This window comes from Kribbella sp. NPDC049584, assembly GCF_040675555.1.
Lineage (GTDB): Bacteria > Actinomycetota > Actinomycetes > Propionibacteriales > Kribbellaceae > Kribbella.
The window spans coordinates 203,331-228,525 of record NZ_JBFAPF010000004.1 but is presented as its reverse complement, the minus strand read 5'-3'; the positions used below and the strand labels follow the sequence as shown (position 1 = coordinate 228,525).

General features: G+C 69.1%; 26 protein-coding genes. 9 read left to right on the top strand and 17 right to left on the bottom strand.

The window, feature by feature from the left end; translation table 11 throughout:
* Positions 1–41 precede the first annotated feature (41 nt).
* Together AB0J62_RS17335 and AB0J62_RS17330 are read right to left on the bottom strand one after the other, a co-directional pair.
* Positions 42–1,280 carry a SpoIID/LytB domain-containing protein gene (locus tag AB0J62_RS17335; RefSeq protein WP_363871137.1) on the bottom strand — a complete coding sequence of 413 codons (1,239 nt, stop codon included), beginning with the start codon at positions 1,278–1,280 and terminating at the stop codon, positions 42–44.
* Complete coding sequence (locus AB0J62_RS17330) at positions 1,277–2,656, bottom strand: peptidoglycan recognition protein (RefSeq protein WP_363871134.1); 1,380 nt, start codon at positions 2,654–2,656, stop codon at positions 1,277–1,279. Before AB0J62_RS17330 ends, AB0J62_RS17335 begins: the two co-directional genes overlap by 4 nt.
* Positions 2,657–2,811: 155 nt before the next feature.
* On the opposite strand from AB0J62_RS17330, the gene AB0J62_RS17325 reads away from it, so the two are divergent.
* Entirely contained in the window at positions 2,812–3,672 is an 861-nt protein-coding gene (locus AB0J62_RS17325; protein WP_363871131.1) for a hypothetical protein, read from the top strand.
* A gap of 47 nt (positions 3,673–3,719) precedes the next feature.
* Here AB0J62_RS17325 and AB0J62_RS17320 read toward each other — a convergent pair whose 3' ends face one another.
* The 3 genes from AB0J62_RS17320 to AB0J62_RS17310 form a co-directional block, all read right to left on the bottom strand.
* Entirely contained in the window at positions 3,720–4,628 is a 909-nt protein-coding gene (locus tag AB0J62_RS17320) for a hypothetical protein (RefSeq protein ID WP_363871128.1), read from the bottom strand.
* A gap of 4 nt (positions 4,629–4,632) precedes the next feature.
* Complete coding sequence (locus AB0J62_RS17315; protein WP_363871125.1) at positions 4,633–5,532, bottom strand: hypothetical protein; 900 nt, start codon at positions 5,530–5,532, stop codon at positions 4,633–4,635.
* A gap of 76 nt (positions 5,533–5,608) precedes the next feature.
* Positions 5,609–6,988 carry an NAD(P)H-quinone dehydrogenase gene (locus AB0J62_RS17310; RefSeq protein WP_363871122.1) on the bottom strand — a complete coding sequence of 460 codons (1,380 nt, stop codon included), beginning with the start codon at positions 6,986–6,988 and terminating at the stop codon, positions 5,609–5,611.
* A 31-nt stretch (positions 6,989–7,019) separates the two neighbouring features.
* On the opposite strand from AB0J62_RS17310, the gene AB0J62_RS17305 reads away from it, so the two are divergent.
* Together AB0J62_RS17305 and AB0J62_RS17300 are read left to right on the top strand one after the other, a co-directional pair.
* Positions 7,020–7,481, top strand: a complete 462-nt coding sequence (locus tag AB0J62_RS17305) for a gamma-glutamylcyclotransferase (RefSeq protein WP_363871119.1) — start codon at positions 7,020–7,022, stop codon at positions 7,479–7,481.
* 10 nt (positions 7,482–7,491) lie between these two features.
* On the top strand, positions 7,492–9,126 hold the full coding sequence (locus tag AB0J62_RS17300; protein WP_363871116.1) for a phospho-sugar mutase: 1,635 nt from the start codon (positions 7,492–7,494) through the stop codon (positions 9,124–9,126).
* A gap of 35 nt (positions 9,127–9,161) precedes the next feature.
* Here the strand turns inward: AB0J62_RS17300 and AB0J62_RS17295 are convergent, their stop codons facing one another.
* The 4 genes from AB0J62_RS17295 to AB0J62_RS17280 form a co-directional block, all read right to left on the bottom strand.
* Positions 9,162–9,611, bottom strand: a complete 450-nt coding sequence (locus AB0J62_RS17295) for a hypothetical protein (RefSeq protein ID WP_134105292.1) — start codon at positions 9,609–9,611, stop codon at positions 9,162–9,164.
* Positions 9,612–9,781: 170 nt separating this feature from the next.
* A complete protein-coding gene (locus tag AB0J62_RS17290) occupies positions 9,782–10,732 on the bottom strand; it encodes a neutral zinc metallopeptidase (protein WP_363871111.1) in 951 nt (316 codons plus the stop codon).
* Between the two features lie 112 nt (positions 10,733–10,844).
* Entirely contained in the window at positions 10,845–11,696 is an 852-nt protein-coding gene (locus AB0J62_RS17285) for an alpha/beta hydrolase-fold protein (RefSeq protein ID WP_363871108.1), read from the bottom strand.
* Positions 11,697–11,743: 47 nt separating this feature from the next.
* Positions 11,744–12,304: a PH domain-containing protein gene (locus AB0J62_RS17280; protein ID WP_363871105.1), complete on the bottom strand. Its 561-nt coding sequence runs from the start codon at positions 12,302–12,304 to the stop codon at positions 11,744–11,746.
* A 46-nt stretch (positions 12,305–12,350) separates the two neighbouring features.
* On the opposite strand from AB0J62_RS17280, the gene deoC reads away from it, so the two are divergent.
* Genes deoC through AB0J62_RS17260 form a run of 4 tightly spaced genes read left to right on the top strand, consistent with a single transcriptional unit; the run spans position 12,351 to position 16,631 of the window.
* Entirely contained in the window at positions 12,351–13,307 is a 957-nt protein-coding gene (deoC, locus tag AB0J62_RS17275) for a deoxyribose-phosphate aldolase (RefSeq protein ID WP_363871102.1), read from the top strand.
* Between the two features lie 5 nt (positions 13,308–13,312).
* Entirely contained in the window at positions 13,313–14,749 is a 1,437-nt protein-coding gene (locus AB0J62_RS17270; protein WP_134105296.1) for an aldehyde dehydrogenase family protein, read from the top strand.
* A gap of 19 nt (positions 14,750–14,768) precedes the next feature.
* Positions 14,769–15,614: an aldehyde dehydrogenase family protein gene (locus AB0J62_RS17265; protein WP_363871097.1), complete on the top strand. Its 846-nt coding sequence runs from the start codon at positions 14,769–14,771 to the stop codon at positions 15,612–15,614.
* Between the two features lie 3 nt (positions 15,615–15,617).
* Complete coding sequence (locus AB0J62_RS17260; protein WP_363871094.1) at positions 15,618–16,631, top strand: S66 peptidase family protein; 1,014 nt, start codon at positions 15,618–15,620, stop codon at positions 16,629–16,631.
* Here the strand turns inward: AB0J62_RS17260 and AB0J62_RS17255 are convergent.
* Both AB0J62_RS17255 and AB0J62_RS17250 read right to left on the bottom strand, forming a co-directional pair.
* Positions 16,625–17,218 carry a hypothetical protein gene (locus tag AB0J62_RS17255; RefSeq protein ID WP_363871091.1) on the bottom strand — a complete coding sequence of 198 codons (594 nt, stop codon included), beginning with the start codon at positions 17,216–17,218 and terminating at the stop codon, positions 16,625–16,627. The two genes, AB0J62_RS17260 and AB0J62_RS17255, sit on opposite strands and share 7 nt — an antisense overlap.
* 17 nt (positions 17,219–17,235) lie before the next feature.
* Positions 17,236–18,246: a serine/threonine-protein kinase gene (locus AB0J62_RS17250; RefSeq protein ID WP_363871088.1), complete on the bottom strand. Its 1,011-nt coding sequence runs from the start codon at positions 18,244–18,246 to the stop codon at positions 17,236–17,238.
* Between the two features lie 52 nt (positions 18,247–18,298).
* Between AB0J62_RS17250 and AB0J62_RS17245 the strand changes: the two genes are divergently transcribed.
* The gene (locus AB0J62_RS17245) at positions 18,299–18,838 is read left to right on the top strand and encodes an RNA polymerase sigma factor (RefSeq protein ID WP_363871085.1); all 540 of its coding nucleotides are present in this window, start codon (positions 18,299–18,301) and stop codon (positions 18,836–18,838) included.
* Here the strand turns inward: AB0J62_RS17245 and pepN are convergent.
* From pepN to AB0J62_RS17230, 3 genes are read right to left on the bottom strand one after another with little or no spacing between them, the layout of a single operon-like run.
* Complete coding sequence (gene pepN, locus AB0J62_RS17240) at positions 18,825–21,272, bottom strand: aminopeptidase N (RefSeq protein ID WP_363871082.1); 2,448 nt, start codon at positions 21,270–21,272, stop codon at positions 18,825–18,827. The two genes, AB0J62_RS17245 and pepN, sit on opposite strands and share 14 nt — an antisense overlap.
* Positions 21,273–21,282: 10 nt before the next feature.
* Positions 21,283–21,657 (bottom strand): hypothetical protein, encoded by a 375-nt coding sequence (locus AB0J62_RS17235; RefSeq protein ID WP_363871079.1) that lies wholly within the window; start codon positions 21,655–21,657, stop codon positions 21,283–21,285.
* 9 nt (positions 21,658–21,666) lie between these two features.
* Complete coding sequence (locus AB0J62_RS17230; RefSeq protein WP_363871076.1) at positions 21,667–22,743, bottom strand: NAD(P)/FAD-dependent oxidoreductase; 1,077 nt, start codon at positions 22,741–22,743, stop codon at positions 21,667–21,669.
* A gap of 71 nt (positions 22,744–22,814) precedes the next feature.
* Here AB0J62_RS17230 and AB0J62_RS17225 point away from each other — a divergent pair, with 71 nt between their 5' ends.
* Entirely contained in the window at positions 22,815–23,519 is a 705-nt protein-coding gene (locus tag AB0J62_RS17225) for a TetR/AcrR family transcriptional regulator (protein ID WP_363871073.1), read from the top strand.
* On the opposite strand, the gene AB0J62_RS17220 is transcribed toward AB0J62_RS17225, so the two are convergent.
* The 3 genes from AB0J62_RS17220 to AB0J62_RS17210 all read right to left on the bottom strand — a co-directional run bounded on the left by AB0J62_RS17220 (position 23,516) and on the right by AB0J62_RS17210 (position 25,190).
* A complete protein-coding gene (locus AB0J62_RS17220) occupies positions 23,516–24,391 on the bottom strand; it encodes a LysR family transcriptional regulator (RefSeq protein ID WP_363871070.1) in 876 nt (291 codons plus the stop codon). The two genes, AB0J62_RS17225 and AB0J62_RS17220, sit on opposite strands and share 4 nt — an antisense overlap.
* Before the next feature lie 311 nt (positions 24,392–24,702).
* The gene (locus AB0J62_RS17215; protein WP_363872015.1) at positions 24,703–24,855 is read right to left on the bottom strand and encodes a hypothetical protein; all 153 of its coding nucleotides are present in this window, start codon (positions 24,853–24,855) and stop codon (positions 24,703–24,705) included.
* A gap of 26 nt (positions 24,856–24,881) precedes the next feature.
* Positions 24,882–25,190 (bottom strand): hypothetical protein, encoded by a 309-nt coding sequence (locus AB0J62_RS17210; protein WP_363872012.1) that lies wholly within the window; start codon positions 25,188–25,190, stop codon positions 24,882–24,884.
* Positions 25,191–25,195 lie beyond the last annotated feature (5 nt).

Below are 25,195 nucleotides of genomic sequence, written 5' to 3'. Positions count from 1 at the left end.
ATGTCACGTTCTAACCGGCGCACGGACACGACGTCAATGGCTCAGCGACCAGGCTCTTCGACAATGCTGGTTGGTATATCAAGCTTGCGCGCCGGGAAGCTGATCCAGCCGGACTTCAGATGCAGCCGGATCCGGACCTGGTCCGCGGTCAGCACCCGCTTCCCCTTCGACCCGACCGCCTCGACGGTCAGCGCCCGACCGCCACCCGGCCCGACGCCGCTCCGCTTCAGCACCCGCACGTACCGGATCGATCCGACGGCGAAGACGGACTGCATGTCCGCCGCCGACCGCGTCACGGTCCAGGTCACGTTCGGGTTCCCGTTCTTCGGGTACGCGTCCCAGCCGTCCGCCTTCATCACCTGGTACGGCACGTCCCCCGTCGCGGTCGCCCCGCCGTTCGACGACGAGAACTCGGCGATGATCGGCTTGCCGTTGTACAACCGGATCTGCCCCGCGGTCGCCGCGATCGCGTTGTTCGTCGACGTCTCCTCCGAGTCGTACCCGCCGTACACCTGGCAGGACGTCGTGTCGCACAGATCGTAGGCCTTGCTCGACGCGCGATCGCGATGGAAGACCGAATAGGTGCGCGCGGCAACGGCCTGTGCCTGCAGCGCGGCCGGTCTCCAACTGGACAAGGCCTCCCGCGGTACGACGCCGCGCAGGTAGTACTCCAGCGGTACGACGTTCACGGTGTCCAGATGCGTTCCGGACACGTCGATCGCCCGCAGTGCGCCGCGATACCGCCGTACGGCGCCGCTCGGCAGGATCAGGCCGATCACGGCAGCTCCTTCGAACTGCGCCATGCCCGTGAACGTCTTGTACAGCGTCCATTTCTTCGTCTTGGCGTCGTACGAGCTGAGCTTGGTCCCGTGCTCGCCGTTGGGGTCGATCGACCACTGGTTCCGGTTCGATGCCTGGGGCAACACGTAGACCTTGCCGGTGGCAAAGGACCGGACGCTCAGCTTGTTCACCGCCCCGACCCGTACGCCGTCGGTGGTGTCCGCGCTGATCCGGACGCGGATGCTGCCGGTCGCCTTCCCGGTCGTCGTGCCCGGATAGTAGAAGTCCAGGATCTGCTTGACGGACTTCCCCGCCAGCGCGGCACCCTGCGCGCCGTACTGCGACAGCCCGCGGCCGTGGCCGAAGCCGCGACCCATGATCGTCGTGTCCGGGGCCGTTGCCGTGGGGACGATCTCGCGGGCCTGCGCGGTCGCGCTGATGACCGTGGACGACAGGACGACGGCCGCGATCGCACGCCCAGAAATCGGTACCGTTCTCATGAAGCTCTCCCGTACACAAGATTGACCTGACGTGCGCGGCGGTCCCACACGAGCCAGCCGCGCTGGAACTTCTGCCGGGAGCCGCCCGGCACGCGGTACGCCTCGGTGATCGGCAGCCCGAGCCGCGCACTGCCGGCACCGAGCCGGCGGAAGCGCGTCCGGAAGGCGCCGGCCGTCGAATGGGTGCCGCTGGCAACGGAGTAGAAGACGTCACGAGTGGCGAAGTACGTCGCCCAGCCGGTGCGGGTCCGGTGTTCGCCCCAGAACGGCTGGCCGATGGTGCGGAACCCGAGCGTGCGCGCGTACCGGTAGATCGGCGTCGAGAAACTCCCGCCCATCAACGTGTTCACGCGCTGTCGCAGCCAGCCGAGTTTGTTGTACAGCTGGGTCCCGGGGCACGCGGTCGCCTTGGTGTCGCGATGGCCGGAGACCGTGTGCAGACTGCTGCCGTCGAGCCGGATCGTTGCCTGAGGCGACCGATAGTTGGCGTCCAGCTTCCAGGCGATCACCCGCGCGGTGGACTCGAGCATCGCGGCCGGCGGCGCGGCCTGCTCGAAGTTGCCGATCAGTGCGACGCCGAACGAGTTCGCGTTGAACGCGGCCGTGTGCGCGCCGAGGACCGGCAGTTGCGCACCGCCGTACCTGCCTTCGAAGACGCGGCCGAAGCGGTCGACGAGGAAGTTGTACCCGAGGTCGCACCAGCCGCGGCTCTTCACGTGGTACGCATACATCGCCCGCACCATCGCCGGGACCTGCGTTCGCGTGTAGTCGTTGCGATCGGCGGTGTGGTGCACGAACGCCGCCAGCACGGTCGTCGTGTACTTCGGACGCGCGCACGCGGCCCCGTTCTGACTGCGCAGTCGCTCGTCGGCGCCCCAGCGCTTCCGGCTCACCATCAACGGCATCGGGTACGGCGCTCGCGAGGCGGCGGGCTCGATCGACTGCGCAGACGGCTCACCGGTATCGGACGCGAGCACACCGGGCTGGATCAGCACGACCTTCGCGCCGGCGATCGTCGTACCGGTACCGGTCGTGGCACTCGCCTGGACGCCGGTGGCATTTCCGACCCACAAAGGTTCGGTGCCGCCGCGTTCAATTCCTTCAGTTACCAATGGATCTGGACCGTGATCGTCTTCCACCGATAACGATTGCCAGTCGGTCCATTGTCCGTCCTGCTCGACGCGGACCTTTGCGGTGACGTTCTGTGTGCCTTCGGGCCAGGTGACGGCGACCATGCCGAACGGGTCGGTCTGCGCCCGGACGGACGGGCCGTCGAGCGGGATCTCCTGGTAATCGGCGGCGGAATCGTCGTGCTGCAGAGGAATCAGGGTGGCCGCGGTCAGCACGAGTGGGAGTAGTCGGGCAGTCCTGCGCATGAGCCAGCCTTCCGGCGGTGTACGACGGGCGCTGGGCGGTGTCATCGATTATGCGCGGTCGGTGATGCTTTCCCCGGGATTGCGTCACCCTGCGTGGCGTCGGCGTCTTGAGGGATTCGATAGGCTCTGCGTAAAGCCCCCGAGAGAGGCCCGACATGGACTTCATCCTGATCATCGCTGTCGTGGTGATCGCGGTTCTGGCGTACCGCTCGTATCGTCGGACCCAGCTGCAGAAGCAGCAGCAGCACGAGATCACGGCCGCCGAGCTGGAGTCGGTGAAGCGCACCGCCGACGAAGACATCACTCGCTTCGGCGAGGAGCTGCAGGACCTCGACCTGGAAATGGTCGGCAAGGACCTCGGCGACGGTGCCCGCCAGGACTACCAGCGCGCCCTTGACTCGTACGAGTCCGCCAAGCAGGCGATCGGCCAGGTCACCCAGGCGGATCAGATCAAGCACGTGGTCGAGATCCTCGAGGACGGCCGGTACGCCGCGGCCTGCGTGAAGGCCCGCGTCAACGGCCAGCCGCTGCCGCAGAGGCGGCCGGCGTGCTTCTTCAACCCGCAGCACGGCCCGTCCGTGGTCGACGTGATGTGGTCGCCGCCCGGTGGCGCGCCGCGTGAGGTGCCGGCCTGTGCGGCCGACGCCGAGCGGGTCCGCGCCGGCGCCGAGCCGGACGTCCGCAAGGTCATGGTCGGCCCGCAGCGCGTGCCGTACTGGGAGGCCGGACCGGCCTACTCGCCGTACGCGCAGGGTCTGTTCGGCGGCGTCGGCGGTGTGCTGACCGGCATGTTCATCGGCACCGCGCTGGGCGGCATGTTCGCCGGCGGCGGGTACGGCGACTACGGAGCCGGTTACGCGGACGGCCAGGCCGACGGCGGTGACTACGGCGACGGCGGCGGAGATGGTGGCGACGGCGGAGGCGGCGACGGCGGGGGCGACTTCAACCCCTTCGACGGCGGCGGAGACGGCGGCGGCTTCGACTTCGGCGGCGGAGACTTCGGCGGCGACTTCTAGAACGTGACAACAGCCCCGGTGACCAGGTCACCGGGGCTCTGTCGATCTCAGTCGCCGTTGAGAGGCGGGTTGCCCTCAGCGGTGTCGAGGAAGTAGACGGGATCCTTGTAAGTGCCCGGCAGTTTGCCGAGGCCCTTGATCACGGTGGCCGTGCCGTTGGTGTGACCAACCGCGTACAGGTACGCCGATCCCGTGTCCTTGTCGATCGCGGTGAGCAGCGTGCTCTGGTTCCCGCACTTCTCGGCGACCAGCGCCTCGAAGCCCTGCCAGGTGGAGGTCCGGATCGGCCTGACGATCGGCTTCAGCGGCGCGGTCCGCGGGATCCGGATCGTGTACAGGGCACCGCCGCGCGTGTTCGCGAGAAAGGTGTCGTAGGTCTGCGTCTCGCTGATCAGCGCCATCGCCTTGACCGCCGCGAAACCGCTCGCGGTCTCGTGGCGGTAGACGCCGTCCGGGCCGCCGGCCCAGCGGTGCAGCACGCCGGTCCCGCCGAGCAGGCCGTACCAGGCGAGGAAGTTGTCGCCGGAACCAGGCGCCTTCTGCCAGAAGGACTGCTCGACCATGGTGAAGTTGCCCCAGCCGGACCCGACCTTGTCCAGCCGGAGCGGCGGCTCGGTCGAGCCGGTCGTGTAGGTGGCCTGGTACATCGAGTCGTTCAGAACGACGAGTGCGGTCGACGCCGCCGTGCCATCCGGACCGGCTCCGCTGTTCGTCCAGGTCGAGCTCGCCTTCGTGATCCCCGCGGTGAAGACGTGCGGTCCGGTGCTCTGCTTGGCCGCAGGCGGCGCCGACGCCGTGACGGCGGCATCGGCGAAGTTGCCGCCCGAGGTGATCGAGCCGACGCCCATCGTGCAGGCGGCGGTCGCGGACGCGCCCGCCGTCGTGGCCGGAACAGTTGCCAAGGACCCCAGCAGTACGGCGGAAGCCGCGACTGCGGATGCCCGCTTCAGACTCATCGCGTCACTCTCCGAACAGGGGCGCGGTGCCCTCGGCCGTGTGCAGGTAGTAGACGGGGTCCTTGAAGGTGCCGGGGACCTTGCCCAGTCCCTGGATGACCGTCGAAGCACCGTTGGCGTGGCCAACGGCGTACAAGTAGGCCGAGCCGGAGTCCTTGTCGATTGCCGTGAGCAACGTGCTCTGGGTGCCGCACTTCTCCGCGACCAGGAAGTCGAAGCTCTGCCAGGTCGACGTGCGGACCTTCTTGACGGTCGGCGCCGCTGTGCTCGTCGGAATGTGGACGGTGTACAGCGCGCCGCCGTCGGTGAGCGCCAGGAACGTGTCGTAGGTCTGCGTCTCGCTGATTAACGCCATCGTTTTGACGGCGGAGTAGCCGGCGTATCGCGTGACCTGCTTGTTCGGCCCGTACCGGTACAGCACCCCGTCTCCCCGCAGCCGGTAGTCCGACCCGCGCACGGTCTTGCCCCAGTAGAACGACGACTCGATCGCCTTGTACCCCTGGTACCCGACGCCGAGCGACCTCAGGCTGCTGGTCGGCTTACCGGTCGAGTCGTGCCCGTACTCGCCGTAGTACAGCGTGCCGTTCACAACGACCTGGCCGTACGTCGTGTCCTCGCCCGCGACACCGACGGTGGTGGTCCAGGTCGACGCGATCTTCGCGAGCCCCGGCGCGAACAGGTGCGGGCCGACCCCGCGCGACGACTTGATCGGCGACAACGCGGTGACGCTCGTGTTGGCGATGTCCCCGCCGGCCGTGATCGACCCGACCGACATGCTGCAGGCTGCGGTGGCAGTCGTGGGAGCGGCGATCGCGGTACTGCCCGAGGAGGCCCCCAGACCACCCAGCAGCACGGCGGAAGTCACGGCGACGGCGGAGGCTCGTTTCAGCAGGAAGTTGTTCACACCACACCCGATGCACCCTTCGCCACCGAAGTTGCGTCCTCCGCCCCTTGCTGGGCGTTTCTTCTTTGTTTGTCGCTCAGTTCCTCAGGTGGAGGCGGCGGGCGGCTTCGGCGATCGAGCCGGAGATCGAGGGGTAGACGGTGAAGGACTGGGCTACCTGGTCGACGGTGAGGCGGGCCGCTACGGCCAGCGAGATGGGGTGGATGAGTTCGCTGGCTCGGGGGGCTACGACGACGCCGCCGACGACGATGCCGGTGTTCGGGAGGCAGAAGAGTTTGACGAAACCATCGCGGACGCCCTGCATCTTGGCGCGGGCGTTGTCGGCCAGCGCGACCTTCACGACCATCGCGGTGCTGCCGCCGGCGTCCACGACCGCCTGGGACAGACCCACAGTGGCGATCTCGGGCGCGGTGAAGACGTTCGCGGAGACCGTTGACTGGTCCAACGGCGCCACGGCGTCGCCGAGGGCGTGGGCCATCGCGATCCGGCCCTGCATCGAGGCCACCGAGGCCAGCATGAGTACGCCGGTGCAGTCGCCGGCCGCGTAGACCCCGCGGGCGGTGGTCCGCGAGACCCGGTCGACCTTCACGAACCCGCCGTCGGTCAGCGACACGCCCGACTCGACCAGATTCATGTCGTCGGTGTTCGGCAGCGATCCGACCGCGAGCAGCGCGTGCGAACCCTCGACCTTCCGGCCGTCGGTCAGCGTCACCACGACCCCGTCGCCCTGCCGTTTCACCGACTCGGCCCGCGACTTGCTCAGGACCGTCAGCCCGCGCCGCTTGAACACGTCCTCCAGCACCGCGGCCGCGTCCGCGTCCTCGCCCGGGAGCACCCGGTCCCGGGACGACACCAGGACGACGTCGCTGCCGAGTGCGTCGTACGCGCTGGCGAACTCCGCACCCGTGACGCCGGACCCGACCACGATCAGCCGCTCGGGCAGCTCCTGGAGCTCGTAGACCTGCTCCCAGGTGAGGATCCGCTCGCCGTCGGGCTCGGAGCCCGTGAGGATGCGCGGCCTTGCCCCGGTAGCGATCAGGATCACATCGGCGTCCAGCCGCTCGTCGCCGACGACCACCGTCTCCGGCCCGTCGAGCCGGCCCCGGCCCTTGATGACGCGCACCTTGTCGGAGTCCAGGCGGCGCTGGATCCCCTCGGACTGGGCGGCCGCCAGCGCCTTGACCCGTTTGTTGACGACGGAGAGATCGACACGCACGGAGTTCGCCGGATTGTCGTCGCCGTCGTCGAGCCGCACTCCCAGCTCGCCGGCCTCCTCGACCTCGGTCATCACCTCCGCGGTGGCGATCAAGGTCTTGCTCGGAACGGCGTCAGTACGCACGCCGGAACCGCCGATTCCGTCGGAATCGACGACCGTCACCTCCCCGCCGAGTTGGGCGGCCGCACTCGCCGCTTCGTACCCGCCAGGACCGCCACCGATGATCACAACTCGCGCCACAAGAGGCCATTGTTCCGTATCCTCTTTTTCCGTGACCCTGTACGCCGCGTTTGCGTCGAATCTGGACCCGAACCTGATGGCCGAGCGGTGCCCGTACTCCCCACTGCGCGGGACCGGGTGGCTGCACGGCTGGCGCCTCACCTTCGGCGGCGAGGAGCTCGGCTGGGAGGGCTCGATGGCCACCGTCGTCGAGGACCCGTCCGACCCGGCCAACCAGGTCTTCGTCGCGCTGTACGACGTCCATCCCAAGGACGTCGAGCGCCTGGACGAGTGGGAGTGGATCGACCAGGACGTCTACAGCAAGATCCAGGTCCGGGTGCAGACCCTGGACGGCGAGCAGCTGGCCTGGATGTACGTGCTGAACGCCTACGAGGGCGGCCTGCCCTCCGCCCGCTACCTGGGCATCCTCGCCGAGGCCGCCGAGGCCGCCGGCGCCCCGGACGACTACGTGGCCGACCTGCGTTCGCGCCCCTGCCAGTCGTCGGGTCATTAGAGTTCGCCATGTGACCGTAGATTTGAAGGCTGCCGCAGAGGCCTGGCTGAGCGAAGACCCCGACCCGGACACCCGCGCCGAGTTGCAGGCGCTGCTGGATGCCGGGGACACAACCGAGCTGGCCGACCGCTTCGCCGGCACGCTCGAGTTCGGTACGGCGGGTCTGCGCGGAGCCGTCGGCGCCGGACCGAACCGGATGAACCGGGTCGTGGTGATCCGCGCCGCCGCCGGACTCGCGGCGTACCTGAAGGCCAAGGGGCTCACCGACGGACCGGTCCTGATCGGGTACGACGCGCGCCACAAGTCGGACGTGTTCGCGCGGGACACCGCCGCCGTGATCCGCGGCGCCGGGCTGGCCGCCGTACTGCTGGACCGCCCGACGCCGACCCCGGTGATCGCCTTCGGCATCAACCACCTGCACGCGGTGGCGGGCGTGGTCGTGACCGCGTCGCACAACCCGCCGCAGGACAACGGCTACAAGGTCTATCTGGGCGACGGCTCGCAGATCGTGCCGCCTGCCGACGCGGAGATCGCGGCCGCCATCGCCGCGGTCGGCCCGCTGGCCGAGGTGCCGCGCGGCGACGACTGGCAGACCACCGGCGACGACCTCCTGAACGCGTACCTGGACCGCATTGCCGACCTGGTGCCGGCGGATGCGCCGCGCGAGCTGAACGTCGCCTACACGCCGCTGCACGGCGTCGGACGGACCCTCGTCGAGGCGGCAGTCGCCCGCGCGGGGTTCGCCGTACCGCAGGTGGTGGCGTCCCAGGCCGACCCGGACCCCGACTTCCCGACCGTCTCGTTCCCGAACCCGGAGGAGCCGGGCGCGATCGACGCGGCGCTGGAGCTGGCCCGTTCGATCGGTGCGGACATCGCGGTCGCGAACGACCCGGACGCGGACCGGTGCGCGGTAGCGATCCCGGACGGGTCAGTCGCAGCCGGCTGGCGGATGCTGCGCGGTGACGAGCTCGGCGCGCTGCTCGGCGAGTTCCTGCTGGCGCCCCGGCCGGACGGCGTCGCCGCGTGCTCGATCGTGTCGTCGTCGCTGCTCGGAAAGATCGCCGCGTCGTACGGCGTCCGGTACGTCGAGACGCTGACCGGGTTCAAGTGGATCGGGCGGGTGCCGGACCTGGTCTTCGGATACGAGGAGGCGCTCGGGTACTGCGTCGATCCGTCGGCCGTGAAGGACAAGGACGGCGTCTCGACGCTGGTCCGCGTACTGCAGCTGGCCGCGCAGGCGAAGGCCGCGGGGCGGACGTTGCAGGATCTGCTGGACGACCTCGCGGTCAAGCACGGCCTGCATGCGACCGACCAGCTGTCGGTACGGGTCGACGACCTGTCGCTGATCGCTCAGGCAATGGAAGGGCTTCGCGCCACGCCGCCCACGACCCTGGGCGACTACACCGTCGAACGGATCGACGACCTGAGCCAGGGGTCCGAATCACTGCCCCCGACGGACGGCCTGCGGTACACGCTGTCCGACGGGGCCCGCGTCGTCGTCCGGCCGTCCGGCACGGAGCCGAAGCTCAAGTGCTACCTGGAAGTGGTCGTGCCGGTCAGCACGGATGTCGCTGATGCTCGGCGCCGGGCAGGCGAGAACCTGTCCGGCATCAAGCAGACCCTGTCGACCGCGCTGGGGATCTAGCGCCTGGGGAGCACCTGGCGGGTGGCTCCCCGGCGTCAGCGTGCGGCTGCGGCGGCTTCGGCTTCCTCGGTGCGCAGGGAGCTCTGCAGCGACGAGTGCAGGATGCGGAGCGTGCTGGTGGACTGCATCAGCGCGTCCCGCTCGTCCGGGTTGCGGTTGGCGAGGGCGGTGATCTCGTTGATGCTGGCCTCGATCCGGGCGATCCGGTCGGCGACCGAACCCTCCTGGCTGCTGGCCTTGCGGATCGCGTCGGACGTGACCGTCCAGACGTCTTCCTTGTCGTTGGTCCGCCGCGACATGTCCACCATCTGGCTCAGCGCCGCGAGGTCATGGTCGACCTGGGTGCGCTCCACCGGCGAGGTGATGCCGGTCGTCGCCTGCCGGAGCCGGGTGACGTGCCCGGACAGCTCCGACCAGGTGGAACGACCGCTCTTGATCTTGTCCAGCACCTTGGCGTACTCGGTGTTGAACTCGTCGTAGTTCACTGTCCTTGACTCCTGCCGTTCGAGGCTCGACTCAGAAACTCTAGGGCGTCCGCACCCGAAACAAGTAACCACACGATCGCAGATCGTGCGGGTGTCGCCAAAACGCAACAGCCGCCCGGTACGGCAACGCGTACCAGGCGGCTGAGTTACGTCGGAGAATCGCGGCGAGATCAGGCGACGTACGCCGAGCTCGCGTTGAAGGTGTTGCAGTTGCCCGCGACCGTGTAGCTGTGCCGCGCGTTGAAGCCGGCGGTCACCCAGAAGGCGTGGTTCTTGATCGAACCGTGGTCCCGCACGCCGCCCGGCTGGTCGCCGCTGTTGCTGATCACCCAGTTGTACTGGGTCATGAAGCCACCGCTGAACGGGTAGTTGCGCTTGTTCGCGCCGTCCACGGCACCGCCCAGGCAGGACGCCTGCAGCTCACGACGGCGGCTCTCCTCGAGCTGCGCGGCGTAGGTGCTGAAGGCCCGCTGGCGCGCCCAGGACGCGTTCAGGATGCCGGTCAGCCACTGGACGTGGTGACCGTACTCGTGCGACAGCGTGAAGGTCGCGTACGCCCGTGCCATCGTCGGGCTCTGCGCCCAGTAGTTCATGATCACGTACGCCGGGACGTAGATGTAGCCGTTGTCGACACCGCAGAAGAACGCGGTACCACCAGTGACCACGCCACACTTCGAGTTGACCGCGCTCGAGTTGTGGACAACCAGCTTCGGAGCGACCTTGTACGCCGCGCCGGCCTGCTTCAGCGGCAGGGCCCAGGAGCCGTAGAGGCACTTGTACAGGTTGTTCTCGTATGCGACGACTCCCGCGAACGTGCGCAGCGAGACGTTGAGCTCCTTGCACTTCGACGTGGGGATCGCGCCGGTCTTGTACAGCTTGTTGTAACGCACGACGTTCGTCAGCGACGACTTCGTGGTGAGTCCGTCTCCAGCCGGCGGCGGGCCGGCCACCAGACCGGTGCCGATCTCGATCGGCTTGGTGTCGGCGGCCTGCGTTGCGGCAGTCGTCGTCGTGCTGGAGGTCTGCGCCGCCTGGGCGTTGGGCAGCGCCAGCGCGGCGAAGCCGGCCAGGGCACCGACCGTGGCCACGCCGCGCAGGGTGATGCGGGAGAGGTTGACCATGAGCTCCACTCTCGATGTGTCTAGGGACCTGTCGGACCAATCCTGAGGTGCACAGGGGTTCACCCGAGCTTGAACACGGGCTCTGACGCGGCGATTCGCGCCACAGTTCCCCTCACTGCCCCAGCTTTCCGCCCAGGAATCGCAACTGGTCAGGGAGCATACGCCGCCAGTAACCGGGGGTGTGGGCGCCGGCCTGCTGTCCGCCGGCCGCGTGCAGTTGCTCGCGCAGCTCGTGCGCGGCCGGCGCGAACGGGTCGTCCCGGCCGCAGTCGATGCGGACAGCAACATCGCGGAAGCCGACCGGCCGGCCGAACACCTGGCTCTGGTCGAAGTCCTCGGGCCCGTCGAACGCCCCGGGCTGTACTTCGTCGTACTCGCGGAAGAGCGCCGGGCTGAGGGCTCCGACCGCGACCGCTCGCGAACCCGGCCGGACCCGTCGCTGCCAGTACTGCAAGGCCACCCAGAGCAGGGCTCCGTACCCGCCCATCGACCAGCCGAGAACGCCGTACCGACCGGTGCGCAGACCGCGATCGGCCAACCGGGGAAGGAATTCCTGGTCCAGCATGAAGCCGGGATCGTCGCCGTCGGCCCGTCGATGCCAGTAGCTGTTCGGGCCGCCGTCGACGGTCGCGAGCGCGAAGGCCGGCGTACCCGCCCGGACCGTCGCGGTCAGGTAGCGGTCGATGCCGAGGTCGTTGATCGCCGATGTGTGGTCGCCCCCACGACCGTGCAGGACGAGTACGACAGGCAGGGCCTCCGAGGCGTCGTACCCGTCCGGGTAGATGACGCTGTAGCCCACCTCGGTACGGCGGCCGAAGGAGTGGAAGCTGCCCGATATCACCGGACCGGCAGGCACATCGGGTACGACGCCGTCCGGGCCGGTGAGGCCGAGAGCGTCGTGCAGCCGCGCCCGGCCGGGAATCGCGCCGGTCTCGAGAGCCGCTACCCCGGCGACTCCGACCACACCTGCCGCGACCCCCGTGCGGAGAAGGACGCGGCGACTGAGCACGGTCAGCGGGCCAGCGCGGCCACGATCGCGACGACGGCGAGGACTCCGATCGCGATCAGCTCGGGCCTGGCCCAGCTGGTGATCACCTCACCTCGCGACTGCTCGGAGTACTGGCCCTGGAGGGTCTCGATCCGGTTGACCACGAAGTCGGCCTTGGACAGGGAGTTGTCCGCCGCCAGCTTCCGGCCGCCGACACGCTGCTTGCGAAGGTCGCGCATGACCAGTTGGACGCCGGGCGCGCGGAAACGGTTCGTCTCGGTGTGCACCCGGAGGGTGTCGGTCACATCGACGCCGGTCACCTTCGACCACGGGATCAGGTGATCCCGCAGGTGGTTACGCAGCAGTAGATTCTCGGGGCTGAGCGTCACCGACGGCCGCATCAGGCCGACGTACGCGAGCACCATGAAGATCGCGATGATGCTGCCGACAAGCAGCCCGGTGGCGGTCCGCCACTCCAGGACCACGTCGGCCAGGCCGAGGACCCCGATCACCAGGACGATGGTCCCGGTGATCCGGTTCGACGCAGACAGGTACTGCTCGCTCTCGGGCGACTTCGACTTCACCGGGACAAAGTAACTGGCTGTCCGGAACAGCACTAGACTGCCACAGGTGACCACACTCGACAGCGGCGTCGACAGCCTGGCCGACGTGACCTCGTCCGAGGACCGGCTGCGCCGGTTCCTGCTCGGGCTGCCGGGCGTCGACCAGGTCGGCGCCGAGGCCCGGGCCGCCACCCTGGGCACCCGGTCGATCAAGACCACCGCCAAGGCCTACGCACTCGACCTGGCGATCTCGATGATCGACCTGACCACGCTGGAGGGCCAGGACACTCCCGGCAAGGTGCGGGCCCTGTGCGCGAAGGCGAAACGGCCCGACCCGGCAGACCCGACCGCTCCGCAGGTCGCCGCCGTCTGTGTCTACCCGGATCTGGTCGCCACCGCGAAGCACGAGCTGAAGGGCTCCGGGATCGGCGTCGCGAGTGTCGCGACCGCCTTCCCCAGTGGACGTTCCAGCCTCGCCATCAAGGTCCAGGACACCAAGGACGCGGTCGCGGCCGGCGCCGACGACGTCGACATGGTGATCGACCGCGGCGCGTTCCTGTCCGGGCGGTACGGCCTGGTCTTCGACGAGATCGCCGCGATCCGCGAGGCCGCCGGCGACGCGCACCTGAAGGTGATCCTGGAGACCGGCGAACTGGTCACCTACGACAACGTCCGCCGGGCGTCCTGGCTGGCGATGCTGGCCGGCGCCGACTTCATCAAGACCTCCACCGGCAAGGTGTCCCCGGCCGCGACGCTGCCGGTGACGCTGGTGATGCTGGAGGCGGTCCGCGACTACCACGAGGCCACCGGGCTGCACATCGGCGTCAAGCCGGCCGGCGGGATCCGGACGGCCAAGGACGCGATCAAGTACCTGGTCACGGTCAACGAGACCGCCGGACCGGACTGGCTGGACCCCGAACTGTTCCGCTTCGGCGCCTCCAGCCTGCTGAACGACCTGCTGATGCAACGCACCAAGCTGGCCACCGGGCACTACCCGGGCCCCGACTACTTCACCTTGGACTGACAGGCATGAGCAGATTCGAGTACGCACCGGCCCCCGAGTCGCGGGCCATCGTCGACATCAAGTCGTCGTACGGCCTGTTCATCAACGGGCAGTTCACCGACGCGACCGACGGCAAGCCGTTCAAGACCGTGTCGCCTGCCTCCGAAGAGGTGCTCGCCGAGGTGAGCGAGGCCGGTCCCGCCGATGTGGACAAGGCCGTTCGCGCGGCCCGCAAGGCCTTCGAGAAGGTCTGGGGCCCGATGAGCGGCAAGGACCGGGCGAAGTACCTGTTCCGGATCGCGCGGCTGATCCAGGAGCGCTCGCGTGAGCTGGCGGTGCTGGAGTCGCTCGACAACGGCAAGCCGATCCGCGAGTCCCGCGACGTCGACATCCCGCTGGTCGCCGCGCACTTCTTCTACTACGCGGGCTGGGCCGACAAGCTCGAGTACGCCGGTGTCGGCGACGACCCGCAGCCGTGGGGTGTCGCGGGCCAGGTGATCCCGTGGAACTTCCCGATGCTCATGCTGGCGTGGAAGATCGCCCCGGCGCTGGCGGCCGGCAACACCGTCGTGCTGAAGCCGGCCGAGACGACTCCGCTGACAGCGCTGGCGTTCGCGGAGATCTGCCAGCAGGCCGATCTGCCGCCGGGCGTGGTGAACATCGTCACCGGCGCCGGCCGGACGGGGCAGGCGCTGGTCGAGCACCCGGACGTCGACAAGGTCGCGTTCACCGGTTCGACCGAGGTCGGCCGGGCGATCGCCAAGTCGGTGGCGGGTACGCACAAGGCGGTCACGCTCGAGCTGGGCGGCAAGGCGGCGAACATCGTCTTCGAGGACGCGCCGATCGACCAGACCATCGAGGGCATCGTCAACGGCATCTTCTTCAACCAGGGCCACGTCTGCTGCGCAGGCTCGCGGCTCCTCGTCCAGGAGAGCGTGTACGACGAGGTGCTCGCGCGACTGAAGCGCCGGATGGGCACGCTGCGCGTCGGCGATCCGCTCGACAAGAACACCGACATCGGCGCGATCAACTCCGCCGCCCAGCTGGCGAAGATCCGCGAGCTGTCGCAGATCGGCGAGGACGAGGGCGCCGAGCGCTGGTCGCCGGAGTGCGAGCTGCCGGCCAACGGCTACTGGTTCCCGCCGACCGTCTTCACCGGGGTGTCGCAGGCGCACCGGATCGCCCGCGAGGAGATCTTCGGCCCGGTGCTGTCCGTGCTGACGTTCCGTACTCCGCAGGAGGCGGTCGAGAAGGCGAACAACACGCCGTTCGGCCTCTCCGCCGGGATCTGGACCGACAAGGGATCGCGGATCCTCTGGATGGCGAACCAGCTGCGCGCCGGCGTGGTCTGGGCGAACACGTTCAACCGCTTCGACCCGACCTCGCCGTTCGGCGGGTACAAGGAGTCGGGCTACGGCCGCGAGGGCGGTCGCCATGGTCTGGAGGCCTACCTTGCCCACTAAGGACACTCCGAGGCTGGAAGTGCGCAAGACTTACAAGCTCTACGTCGGCGGCGCCTTCCCGCGCAGCGAGTCCGGCCGGTCGTACGTCGTGACCGATGCCAAGGGCAAGTTCCTGGCGAACGCGTCGCAGGCCTCCCGCAAGGATGCCCGGGACGCGGTCGTCGCGGCCCGCAAGGCGTTCGCCGGCTGGCACGCGCGGACGGCGTACAACCGCGGTCAGGTGCTGTACCGGATCGCCGAGGTGATGGAGGGCCGGCACCAGCAGTTCAGCGCCGAGGTGGCCGCGTCCGAAGGGCTGTCGATCTCCAAGGCCCGGGCGGTCGTGGACGCGTCGATCGACCGCTGGGTCTGGTACGCCGGGTGGGCCGACAAGCTCGCCCAGGTGGTGGGCTCCAGCAACCCGGTCGCCGGTCCGTACTTCGACTTCTCGTTGCCTGAGGCAACCGGTGTGGTCGCGGTGCTCGCGCCGCAGGACTCCAGCCTGCTCGGCCTGACCAGCGTGATCGCGCCGGCGATCGTCTCCGGTAACACGGTCGTCGCGGTCTCGTCGTACGAGCGGCCGCTGCCGGCGATCACGTTGGGCGAGGTGATGGCGACCTCCGACGTACCGGGTGGGGTGGTCAACATCCTCACCGGTTCGGCGTCCGAGGTCGGCCCATGGCTGGCGTCGCACATGGACGTCAACGCGATCGACCTGTGCGGGATCGTCGATCCCGAGGAGGCGACCGAGCTCGAGATCGCCGCGGCCGACAACCTCAAGCGGGTACGCCGTCCCGCCGAGGAGGACTGGTCCGCGGACCAGGGCCTGTCGCGCCTTACGCAGTACCTCGAGCTGAAGACCGTCTGGCACCCGATCGGAGTCTGATCCTTGCTGAAGCCAGGTGACCGGGTCGCGATCGTCTCGCCGTCCCGGGGGTTGCCGGAGGTCTTCCCCGGGCCGTACGAGCTGGGGCTGCGGCGGCTGCGCGACGACTTCGGCCTGCACCCGGTCGAGTATCCGACGACCCGGAAGCTCCAGTCCACGCCGGAGGAGCGCGCCGACGATCTGCACGAGGCGTGGTCGGATCCGTCGATCCGCGCGGTGTTCGCGAGCATCGGCGGCGACGACCAGCTCACCGTACTGAAGTACCTGGACCCGGCCGTCTTCCAGGCGAACCCGAAGCCGTTCTTCGGGTACAGCGACAACACGAACCTGCTCAACTTCCTGCACACGTTGGGTTTGCCGGCCTTCCACGGCGGCAGCGTGATGGTGCAGTTCGGCCGTGGCGGCGCGCTGCACCCGGACACCGAGCGGTCGTTGCGGGCGGCAATGTTCACCGGCGGCGAGTTCGACCTGACGCCGGCCGAGGGGTGGACCGACGTCGACCACGACTGGGCAGTCCCGGCGAACCTCGAGACCGAGCCACCGCTGTTCCCCGGCACCGGGTGGACGTGGAGCGGTACCCAGACGGTCAGCGGGAAGCTCTGGGGCGGCTGCATCGAGATCCTCGACTGGCAGCTGTCCGCCAACCGCTGGATGCTCCCGACCGAGTCGTACGGCGGCGTGTTCTTCGGTGAGACCAGCGAGGAAATGCCGACATCCGAGGCGGTCTACCGGATGCTCCGCAACCTCGGCGAACGCGGCCTGCTCGAGCGCTTCGACGCGGTCCTGTGGGGGCGTCCGAAGTCCACGTCGCTCTTCCAGGAGCTGACGCCGGAACAGTCCTTCGCCTACGTCGCCGGCCAGTACCTCGCAGTCGACCGGGCGCTCGCGGAGTACAACCCGACCGCCCTGGTCGTGAAGGGCCTGGACATCGGGCACACGGATCCGCAGTTCGTGCTTCCGTACGGCGGCCAGGTCCGGATCGACCCGGCCGCGGAACGGATCACGGTCGTTTACTGAACGCGGGTCCTGGTGAGGGCTGGATTCGGGTCGGGATAGCAGGCAACCGGAGCTGTGGTGGAGAGGAACTTCCACTTGATCTTGGCCTGCAGGGTGAGGCCGGGGTCGTCGTAGCTGGTGCCTTTGAGCTTGGTCTCGATCGTCGAGCCTGCTCGGCCCGACTTGAGGCGGACGTTGAGGGTCGGCAGTTGGAAGGTAGCCCCGCCGGGGATCGGACCGGCTACTTTGACGACGACCGTGTTTCCGTCCAGCTGCACGGACGGGGTCGAGTTGAGCCCTGAGCCGCCGGACAGTTTCGCGCCGAGGTAGGACGTGTTGGCGGGGATCGGGATGCGCAGGGCGAGGTCGCGGACCTCCTGCAGTTTGAAGCCTTTGACCTCACTAGGGAGCGTCCCCGGCTGGAGGTCGACGGCCACGGTGAACCGCGTGTTCGGCCGGACGGTAGCCGGCGCGGTCGCATTCACGGCTTGGCGCAACGAGAGGGTGTGCCGGCCGAATTTGGTGTCTGCCCGGCAGGCGTAGCTGGCTAGGGGTTGCGTCGGAGTCAGCAAGGCGAGAGTCACCACGAGACTGCAAAGAGTAGCCATATGACTACTCTATGGAGTTATCTGCCGAAGAGGAACCAGCCGCCGACACCGGCTGCCACGAAGACGACCGGCAAGGCGAGCAGGAACCATATCCGCGTCCGGCGACGTCGCCGCACCGGTGCGTCCGTCGCGACAGTGGTGTCCAGGTCTTCGTCGGTGATCGCGGTGCGCTCCTCGGCGCGCTGCGGGGCCTCCTGCTCGAGCCGGTAGGCCTCCGCCTCGAGCCGCTCGGCCAGGGTGTCCGCCCGCTCCCAGCGGTCTTCGACGCGATAGGCCAGCGCCCGTCCGAAGATGTCGTCGAGCGGCCCGACCGAGTCGTGCAGCACCGGGCGCAGGCTCGGCGGCGGCAGATCGGGGTCGCGGTTGAGCACCTCGCCGATCGAGCCCGCGACGTACGGCGGATGTCCGGTGATCAGCGCGTACGTGACCGCGCCGATCGCGTAGATGTCCGCCCGCTCGTCGAAGCCACCCTCGCCGCGGCCCTGCTCGGGTGCCATGTACGACGGCGTGCCGACGGCCTGGGTGAGTCCCGAGGCCTCCGCGGCCCGTTTCGCGAGGCCCAGGTCGGCGAGCACGATCCGATGGGTGCCGCCGCCGGACTCGTCACCCGGTCGGAGCAGCAGGTTGGCCGGGGTGACATCGCGGTGTACGACGCCCTCGCCGTGCAGCGCGGCCACAGCACGGGCCAGGTCCGCCCCCCACCACAGCGCATCGACGGCATCCAGCGGGCCTTGCCGGAGTATGTCCCCGAGCGTGCCGCCGCCGATGTAGTCCATCACGAAGTACGGGCGGCCGTCGTCGAGCTTGCCCAGGTCGAAGACCCGGACGACCCGGTCACTGGCGATCCGCCGCATCAGGCGTGCCTCGGACAGGAAGCGTTCGCGCACGTCGGCGCGCGACGCCCAGTTGTCCGCGAGAACCTTGACGGCGACGTCGACATCCAGGTCGTCGTCGTACCCCCGCCACACGGTCGCGAACGCGCCAGCGCCGATCTTGTCCCGTAACCGGTACCGTCCGATGACATCCATCCGGGCTATTGTCGACCACAACCGAGCTCAAACGGGGCTCAAAAGGGGGAGCATGACCGAGGAGTTGGAAGAACTTGCGGCCCGCGCGGCGTCGGGGGACAAGACAGTGCTTCCACAACTCCTGCAGGCCATCCGGCCGCAGGTGCAGCGTCGGGTAGCGAAGTTCCTGCCGTACCGCGAGGACGCCGAAGAGGCCGTCCAGGACACCTTGCTGCAAGTGGCCAACAAGGTGCACACCTTCAAGGGCACCGGCAGCTTCGCCGGCTGGGTGACGGTCGTGGCCACTAACCAGGCCCGCCAGACCTACCGGTCACTGAAGCGCCGCTCGGTCGAGCAGTCCGCCGAGGTGCTGCCGGAGTCGGTCGACCCGCGCACCACGTCGGTGATCGCCGGCTCCCGCCTCGACCTGCTCGAGGCCCTCGAGGCGCTCGAGTCCAGCCACCCGCAGCTCGTGCAGCCGCTGGTCCTGCGCGATCTCGGCGCGCTGTCGTACGCCGAGATCGCCGACGAGCTCGACGTACCGCTCGGGACCGTGAAGGCCCGCATCCACCAGGCCCGCAAGGCCGTCGCGGAACGCCTCACCGTCCACTGAACCTGCGGCGTACCTCGACCGCGCGGCGGAGATCGTCGAGGAAGTCCGCGGTCTGGCGGCGGATGCCGGACACCACGGACTCGTCCGCGATCAGCGCCTCGGCCGGGGCGATCAGCTCCGGGTCGACGGAGAAGCGCGGTGCGATCCGGTGGGCGGTGAGCCCGAGGACCATGCCGGCCCGGATCTCGCCGGTGTGCGGGATGTCGGTGAAGAACCGGCGGGCGTACGACGCGGTCACGGCAGCCTGGGCCGGGTGCCAGAATCCCTCGGCCGCGGCCAGTAGTTCCTTGACGCCGACGGTCGGGTCCGTCATGATCCGCGTCCAGGCGGCCTCCTTGCCGTCGGGCAGCGCGGCCCGGCAGCGCGCGGCCTCGTTGACGCCCTCGGTCGACCGGTCGCGCGACAGTTCTGCGTCGATCTCCGCGGCGCCGTACGCACCGAGCCGTACCAGCCGAAGGACGATCGCCCAGCGGAGGTCCGCGTCGATCTCCAGCCCGTCCGGACTGCCGGCGCCTTCCAGCCAGGACGTCAGCAGGCCGGCGTCGTCCGTGGTCGCGATCAGCCCCCGTGCCGTCACCAACTGAAGGCTGCTCCCGGGCGCCGTGCTGCCCAGCTTGTCCCGCAACGCGTCGGCCGCGACGCCGTGATACTCGTCGTAGTCCAGATACCGGCCGAGCAGCCGATTCTCGAGCCACTGCACGAGAGAGCCGACGGCGATGTCGCTGCTCTCACCCGGAAGCGCGGCCACGAACATCTCCAGCGCCCGCCGCGGATCCAACTCCGCATCCGCCACCGAGTCCCGCACCGAGTTCCACACCACCGCCCGCGTCGTCCCGTCGGCGATTGCCGGCAGCACCGCCGGCAGATTGCCCAGGCTGATCGTGTCGAGCCGGATCTTCGCCCAGGTGTCGTCCTTCGCATCCGGCACGACCACAACGGCTTCGTTGCCTAACGCAACTTCAGCCGTGTCCTGCTCGAGGACCACGTCGACCGAGGTGTCCGATCCGTCGGCGGTGTACCCACTGACACTCAGCTTGTGGAGCCGGCGGGAGTCGTCCGGGCTCGAACGGCGCAGCACAACTCCGACCTGCGTCCGTTCAGCGGAGATCGTGTCCAACCCCGCTGTACGCAACCATTGGCGGGACCAAGCATCCAGGTCGCGCGCCCCTGCCTCGGTCAGCTTCTCGATGAACTCGGCCAGGTCCGCGTTCCCGTACTCGTGCGCCTCCAGGTGCGCGTTCACACCCTTGAGGAACACGTCGTCACCCAGGTACTTCGCCAGCTGCTTCAGAACGGCCGCGCCCTTCGCGTACGAGATCCCGTCGAAGTCGTCCAGCGACTGCCGCGCATCCTTCAAGCTGTCCGGTGCGACCGGGTGCGTCGAGCTGGTCTGGTCCGTCTGCAACCCCCACCACTTCCGCACGAACGCGAAGTCCGTCCAATTGTCCGCGTAGCTCGTCGCGTCCTCCGACACGCGGTGCGCCATGTACTCGGCGAACGACTCGTTCAGCCACATGTCGTTCCACCACTTCATCGTGACCAGGTCGCCGAACCACATGTGCGCCATCTCGTGCACGACGATCCGCGCCCGGGTACTGCGTTCCGCCTCGGTCGCCCGGCCGCGGTACACCAGGCTGTCCGCGAACGTCACGCACCCCGGGTTCTCCATCGCGCCGAGGTTGAAGTCCGGCACGAACGCCTGCCAGTACTCGCCGAACGGGTACCGCCGCCGGAACAGCCGGTGGTACTCGTCGAACGCCTCGCGGGTGGTGCGGAACAGGTCCTCGGCGTCCCGCTCCAGATGCTCCTTCAACGACTGCCGGCAGGCGAGTCCGAGCGGGATCCCGTCGTACTCGCTGCGGATCAGGTGGTACGGGCCGGCGACGAGCGTGACGAAGTACGTCGACAGCGGCTTGGTCTCGGCGAGCACCCACTCCCCTGCCGCAGTCTGCGTGGCGGCGCCGTTGCCCAGGACGACCCAGTCCTCAGGGCACTTCACCGTCATCGTGTACGGCGCCTTGAGGTCGGGCTGATCGAAGCAGGGGAAGTACCGTGGTGCGGACTCCAGCGACGACATCCCGTACGTGTAGACGCGCCCGTCGGCCGCGTCGACCGACCGCACCAGGCCCTCGCCGTCCGCGGAGTACTTGAGCTCGGCAGTCACGACGAGCTCGTTCTCGGCCGTCAGCCCTGGGAGCGGGAGGCGGCCGCCGTCGAGCGCGCCGACATCGAGCGACTCCCCATTGAGTACGACGCTGATCAGCCGCTCGGGCTTCACGTCCACCCAACTCGTGGTGCTCGTGGCGCCGAAGCGGATCCGGCTGGTCGTGACGAACGTGTCCCCCGAGCCGGTGAGGTCGAACGCGACCTCGTACGACCGCAGGTCCAGGTCTGCCGCCCGTTGCCGGGCCTCTTCTACTGTGAGCGCACGCATGAGTGGCACGCTATCCCGGCGAGGTGTGAGCCTTGGCCGCCGCGAGCTGTGCCACGGCGCGAATCTCCTCGTTCGTCGTGTTCTCGAGTACCGCCGCGATCAGCTCGGCGTCCGCAGGCTCGGCGAGAACGGTCAGCACGTTCAACGCGCTCACGTGATCGAAGCCGGCCCGGAGGTCGTCGCTCGCCGCGGCCGGCGGCTGCGCGAGGATCTCGCGCGCGACGCCACGGACCTCGTCGGCCATCGGTTCGAGCGGGTTGCCGCCGCTCACCCGCGTGTACGCCGCGGCCACCTGGTACATGTTCAGCGCCCGGCACACCATGCCGATGTTCTGGCTGTGCAGCAACGCACCGAACGCCTGCAGCGGAATGCCGACCTCGTCCATACCCGCACGCTAGCTGAAGAACGCGAGCACCTTCTGCGCGGCATCAGGCCCGGACATCATCTTTGCGACCTCTGCCGAGCTCTCCGCGACCTTGGCGGTGCGCTCGAACATGGCCGGCTCATACTGCTCCAGTGCGGCGTCCAGGTCGTCCGGATGCGCGGCAATCGCCTGCGCGAGCTCGGCCGCGTCCCGCATGGCCTGATTCGCGCCCTCACCGTGCGACGGCATCAGGTGCGCCGCATCCCCGAGCAGGGTCACACCCGATCGGCGCGGCCAGGTCAGACCGATCGGCAGGAGGTACGCCGGGCGCACGACGAACGGCTCCTCGCAAGCGGCCAGCAAACAGCGGAACTGCGGAGCCCACTCCTCCGGAAGGTCGGTCGCGGCCGCCGGGTCCAGATCGGACCGACCGTGGATCGACACGCTGACCTGGATCACGCCGTTGCCGTTGCGTTGCGCGCCCAGCATCCGGTCCGGGCCGAACGCCCAATAGTTGCCGCGCCCAACCATCTCGGCCAGTTCGGGCTGGGTCCGGTCGGCATCGTGGATCGAGCTCTGCACCACGACCTTGCCGGAGTACGTCGGCTCGACGTCGGTGAGCAGCGGGCGGACCCGGGAGTTCGCGCCGTCCGCGCCGACGAGCAGCTCGCAGGTCGCCGTACTGCCGTCGGCGAAGTGCAGGAGGTATCCGCCCTCGTGTGCTTCCGCGGAGGTGAAGGCGCTCCCCCAGCGGACCGTCTGCGCGGGGAGTGAGGCCAGCAGGATGTCCCGCAGGTCGGCGCGGTCGATCTCCGGGCGCAGCATCGGCGCGTCGTCCGGGGTGTCCTCCTGGAGCAGCATCGTGCCGGTGTGGTCCAGCATTCGCAGGTCCTGGCCTTCGCCCCGCGCGGCCGCGAGGAACTCCCGCTCGAGACCGGCCGCTTGGAGGGCGGCCTGGCCGGTGTCGGTGTGCAGGTCGAGCATGCTGCCCTGGCTGCGGGCGTCGCCGGACGCGTCGCGCTCGAACACGACGGAGTCGATGCCGTGGACGTGCAGGATCCGCGCGAGCGTAAGACCGCCCGGACCGCCGCCGATGATCGCGATCATGCTGCGCTCCTCTCGATACAGTGTATTGATTTATACACTGTATCGAACGAGACGGGTGTATCGTCTTGCCGGTGACCGACAGCCAGCTGATCTGGGAGCGGCCCGAGCCGACCGAACGGCGCCGGCCGAGCCCGCTCAGTCGCGAGCGGATCGTCCGTGCCGCGATCGACCTCGCCGACGCCGACGGGCTGGACGCGGTGTCCCTGCGAAAGGTCGCCGCCGCGCTCGACGCCGGCCCGATGCGCCTCTACCGGTACGTCGACACCAAGGACGAGCTGCTCACGCTGATGGTCGATGCCGCGTACGCCGAAGTTCCGGCGCCGGCCGGAGCGACCTGGGACGCCGTCCTCCGATCGATCGCCACGGGGATCCGGTCCGTAGCCCTGCGGCACGAATGGTTCGCTGAGCTGCTCGGTGGCCGGCCGCATCTCGGTCCGGCGACCCTCGCCCACGGCGAAGCGTCCCTGACCGCTCTGCGTTCCACCGGGCTCGACGATCTCGGCACTGTCACCGGCGCTCTTGCGGCGTTGAACGTCTACGTGATCGGCGCAGTCCGCAAGGAGGTCGCCGAACGCCGGGCCCAGCGCGCCAGCGGCCTCGACCAGCGGCAGTGGCAGCATGCGACGGCGCCGTACCTGCTCCGGATGTTCGCGACCGGCGCCTATCCCGCGATGGAGGAATGGGTCCACGACGCGCCCCATCTGCAAGCCGACGAGGTCTTCGAGCTCGGCCTGACTTACCTGGTGGAAGGCATCAGGAGCAGCCTGCGCGCCTAGGCACCGGCCGCCGCGTGCAGGTGGCTTGCGAGCAGGTGGGCGGACTCAGGTGCGTCAGCGGCGTAGCAGAGCAGATGTGCGCGGGTGGACCAGGCGTCCTGCAGCGGGCAGATATCCAGCGCGGCGATCGCGTCGACGGCCCGGCGCGGGACGATCGCCAGGCCAGCGCCGGCGGTGGCGAGGGTGATCAGCATGTGCAGGGTCGGTACGACGGTGCGGTAACGCGGGGCCGGCGCATGCGGGCCGAGGCGCTCGTCCATCCATTGCGTGAGCGGCGAGTTGCGGTCGAGTCCGACGAGCGGGTGCTCGGCAACCTCGGCGTAGGCGATCGAGGTGCGGCCGGCGAGGGTGCCGCCGGCCTGACCGATGACAACCAGTGAGTCGTCGGCGAGCGGTTCGGTCCGCAGCGGGGTCGGTTCGTCGTCGAGGATCACGCCGAGGTCGGCCTCCCCGGCGGCGAGCAGTCGCACGCTGCGGACGGTACGCCGCTCGCTCACGGTGACGTCGTACTCCGGATGCTCGCGGAGGAAGGTGGCGAGGGCGACCGGGACGAGCTGATGCATCGCCGAACCACCGGCGACGAGCCGGATCGGGGCGGTCCTCGAGACGGCGTACGACGCGACCGCGCTGTCGAGCCTGGTCGTCTCGGCGAGGACCTCGCGGGCGTGCCGGGCCAGCGTGGCGCCCGCGGGAGTCAGCCGGACGCCGCGACGTTCGCGGACCAGGAGCGGTACGCCGGCCTGCGCCTCGAGTGCTCTGACCCGCGCGCTGGCCGAAGGCAGGCTGAGGTGCATCGCTCGCGCACCGGCGGTGATCGAGCCCTCTGCCGCGACCTGCGTGAAGAGCCGGAGATCGTCGAGGTCGTAGCGCATGGCATCAGCCTACGTCTCAGCCTGAGGCTGGCTACGGAGATCGCGCATTGTGGAAGGCGGTTGCGGCCCTGATCCTCGAAGGGTGAACCGCGCTCAGCTGGCAATGGCCTACCAGGCTTGCGAGGTCGCCGACCTGGCGACCGCGGCAGTAACGCTCGAGGACCCGGCCGAGGCCCGCGAGCAAGCTGCTCGCGTGCTTGCGGCGGCTCGCCAGCTGACAGAAGCCGCCGAGCGCCTCGCCAACCCGGCTGCGCCGACAGACTCTTTACAGCTGTTCGCCTATCAGCATCCCGAGGAGGCGGCGGCTGATATCAGTGAGTGGGTCCGCCGCTGCCGAGGTCACGATTACCCAGACGCTGACGTTCGCGCTCGCGGTTGAGGTAGAGGCCGGTCGCCGTCGACACGCTGGTGAGCAGCCAGACGGCGACGCCGGCGTCGTCGGTCACGCCGATCAGCGGCAGCACATCGGGCAGGATGTCGATCGGCGAGATCAGGTAGACGAGCGCCAGTAGCCAGATGAACGGCCGGCTCTTCGGCAGGTCGGCGTACGCGCCCTGGCGGACGTCCCGGAGCAGCCGCGGGCGCGCTGGAAGATGTCCCCGACCGGCACCGGCTCGCCGCGGGCGATCTTGCGCCGGCGTACGCGACGCCGCCAGACGACGCCGAACGCGCCGAACGCCACACCCACCGCGAGCAGTACGCCGCCGACCAGTGCCGCAGGCATCCCGGCCACGTCCCCGTCCCGGAAGATCAGGGTCAGCAGCCCGATCAGCCCGAGAAACCCACCGAAGTACGCCATTCACC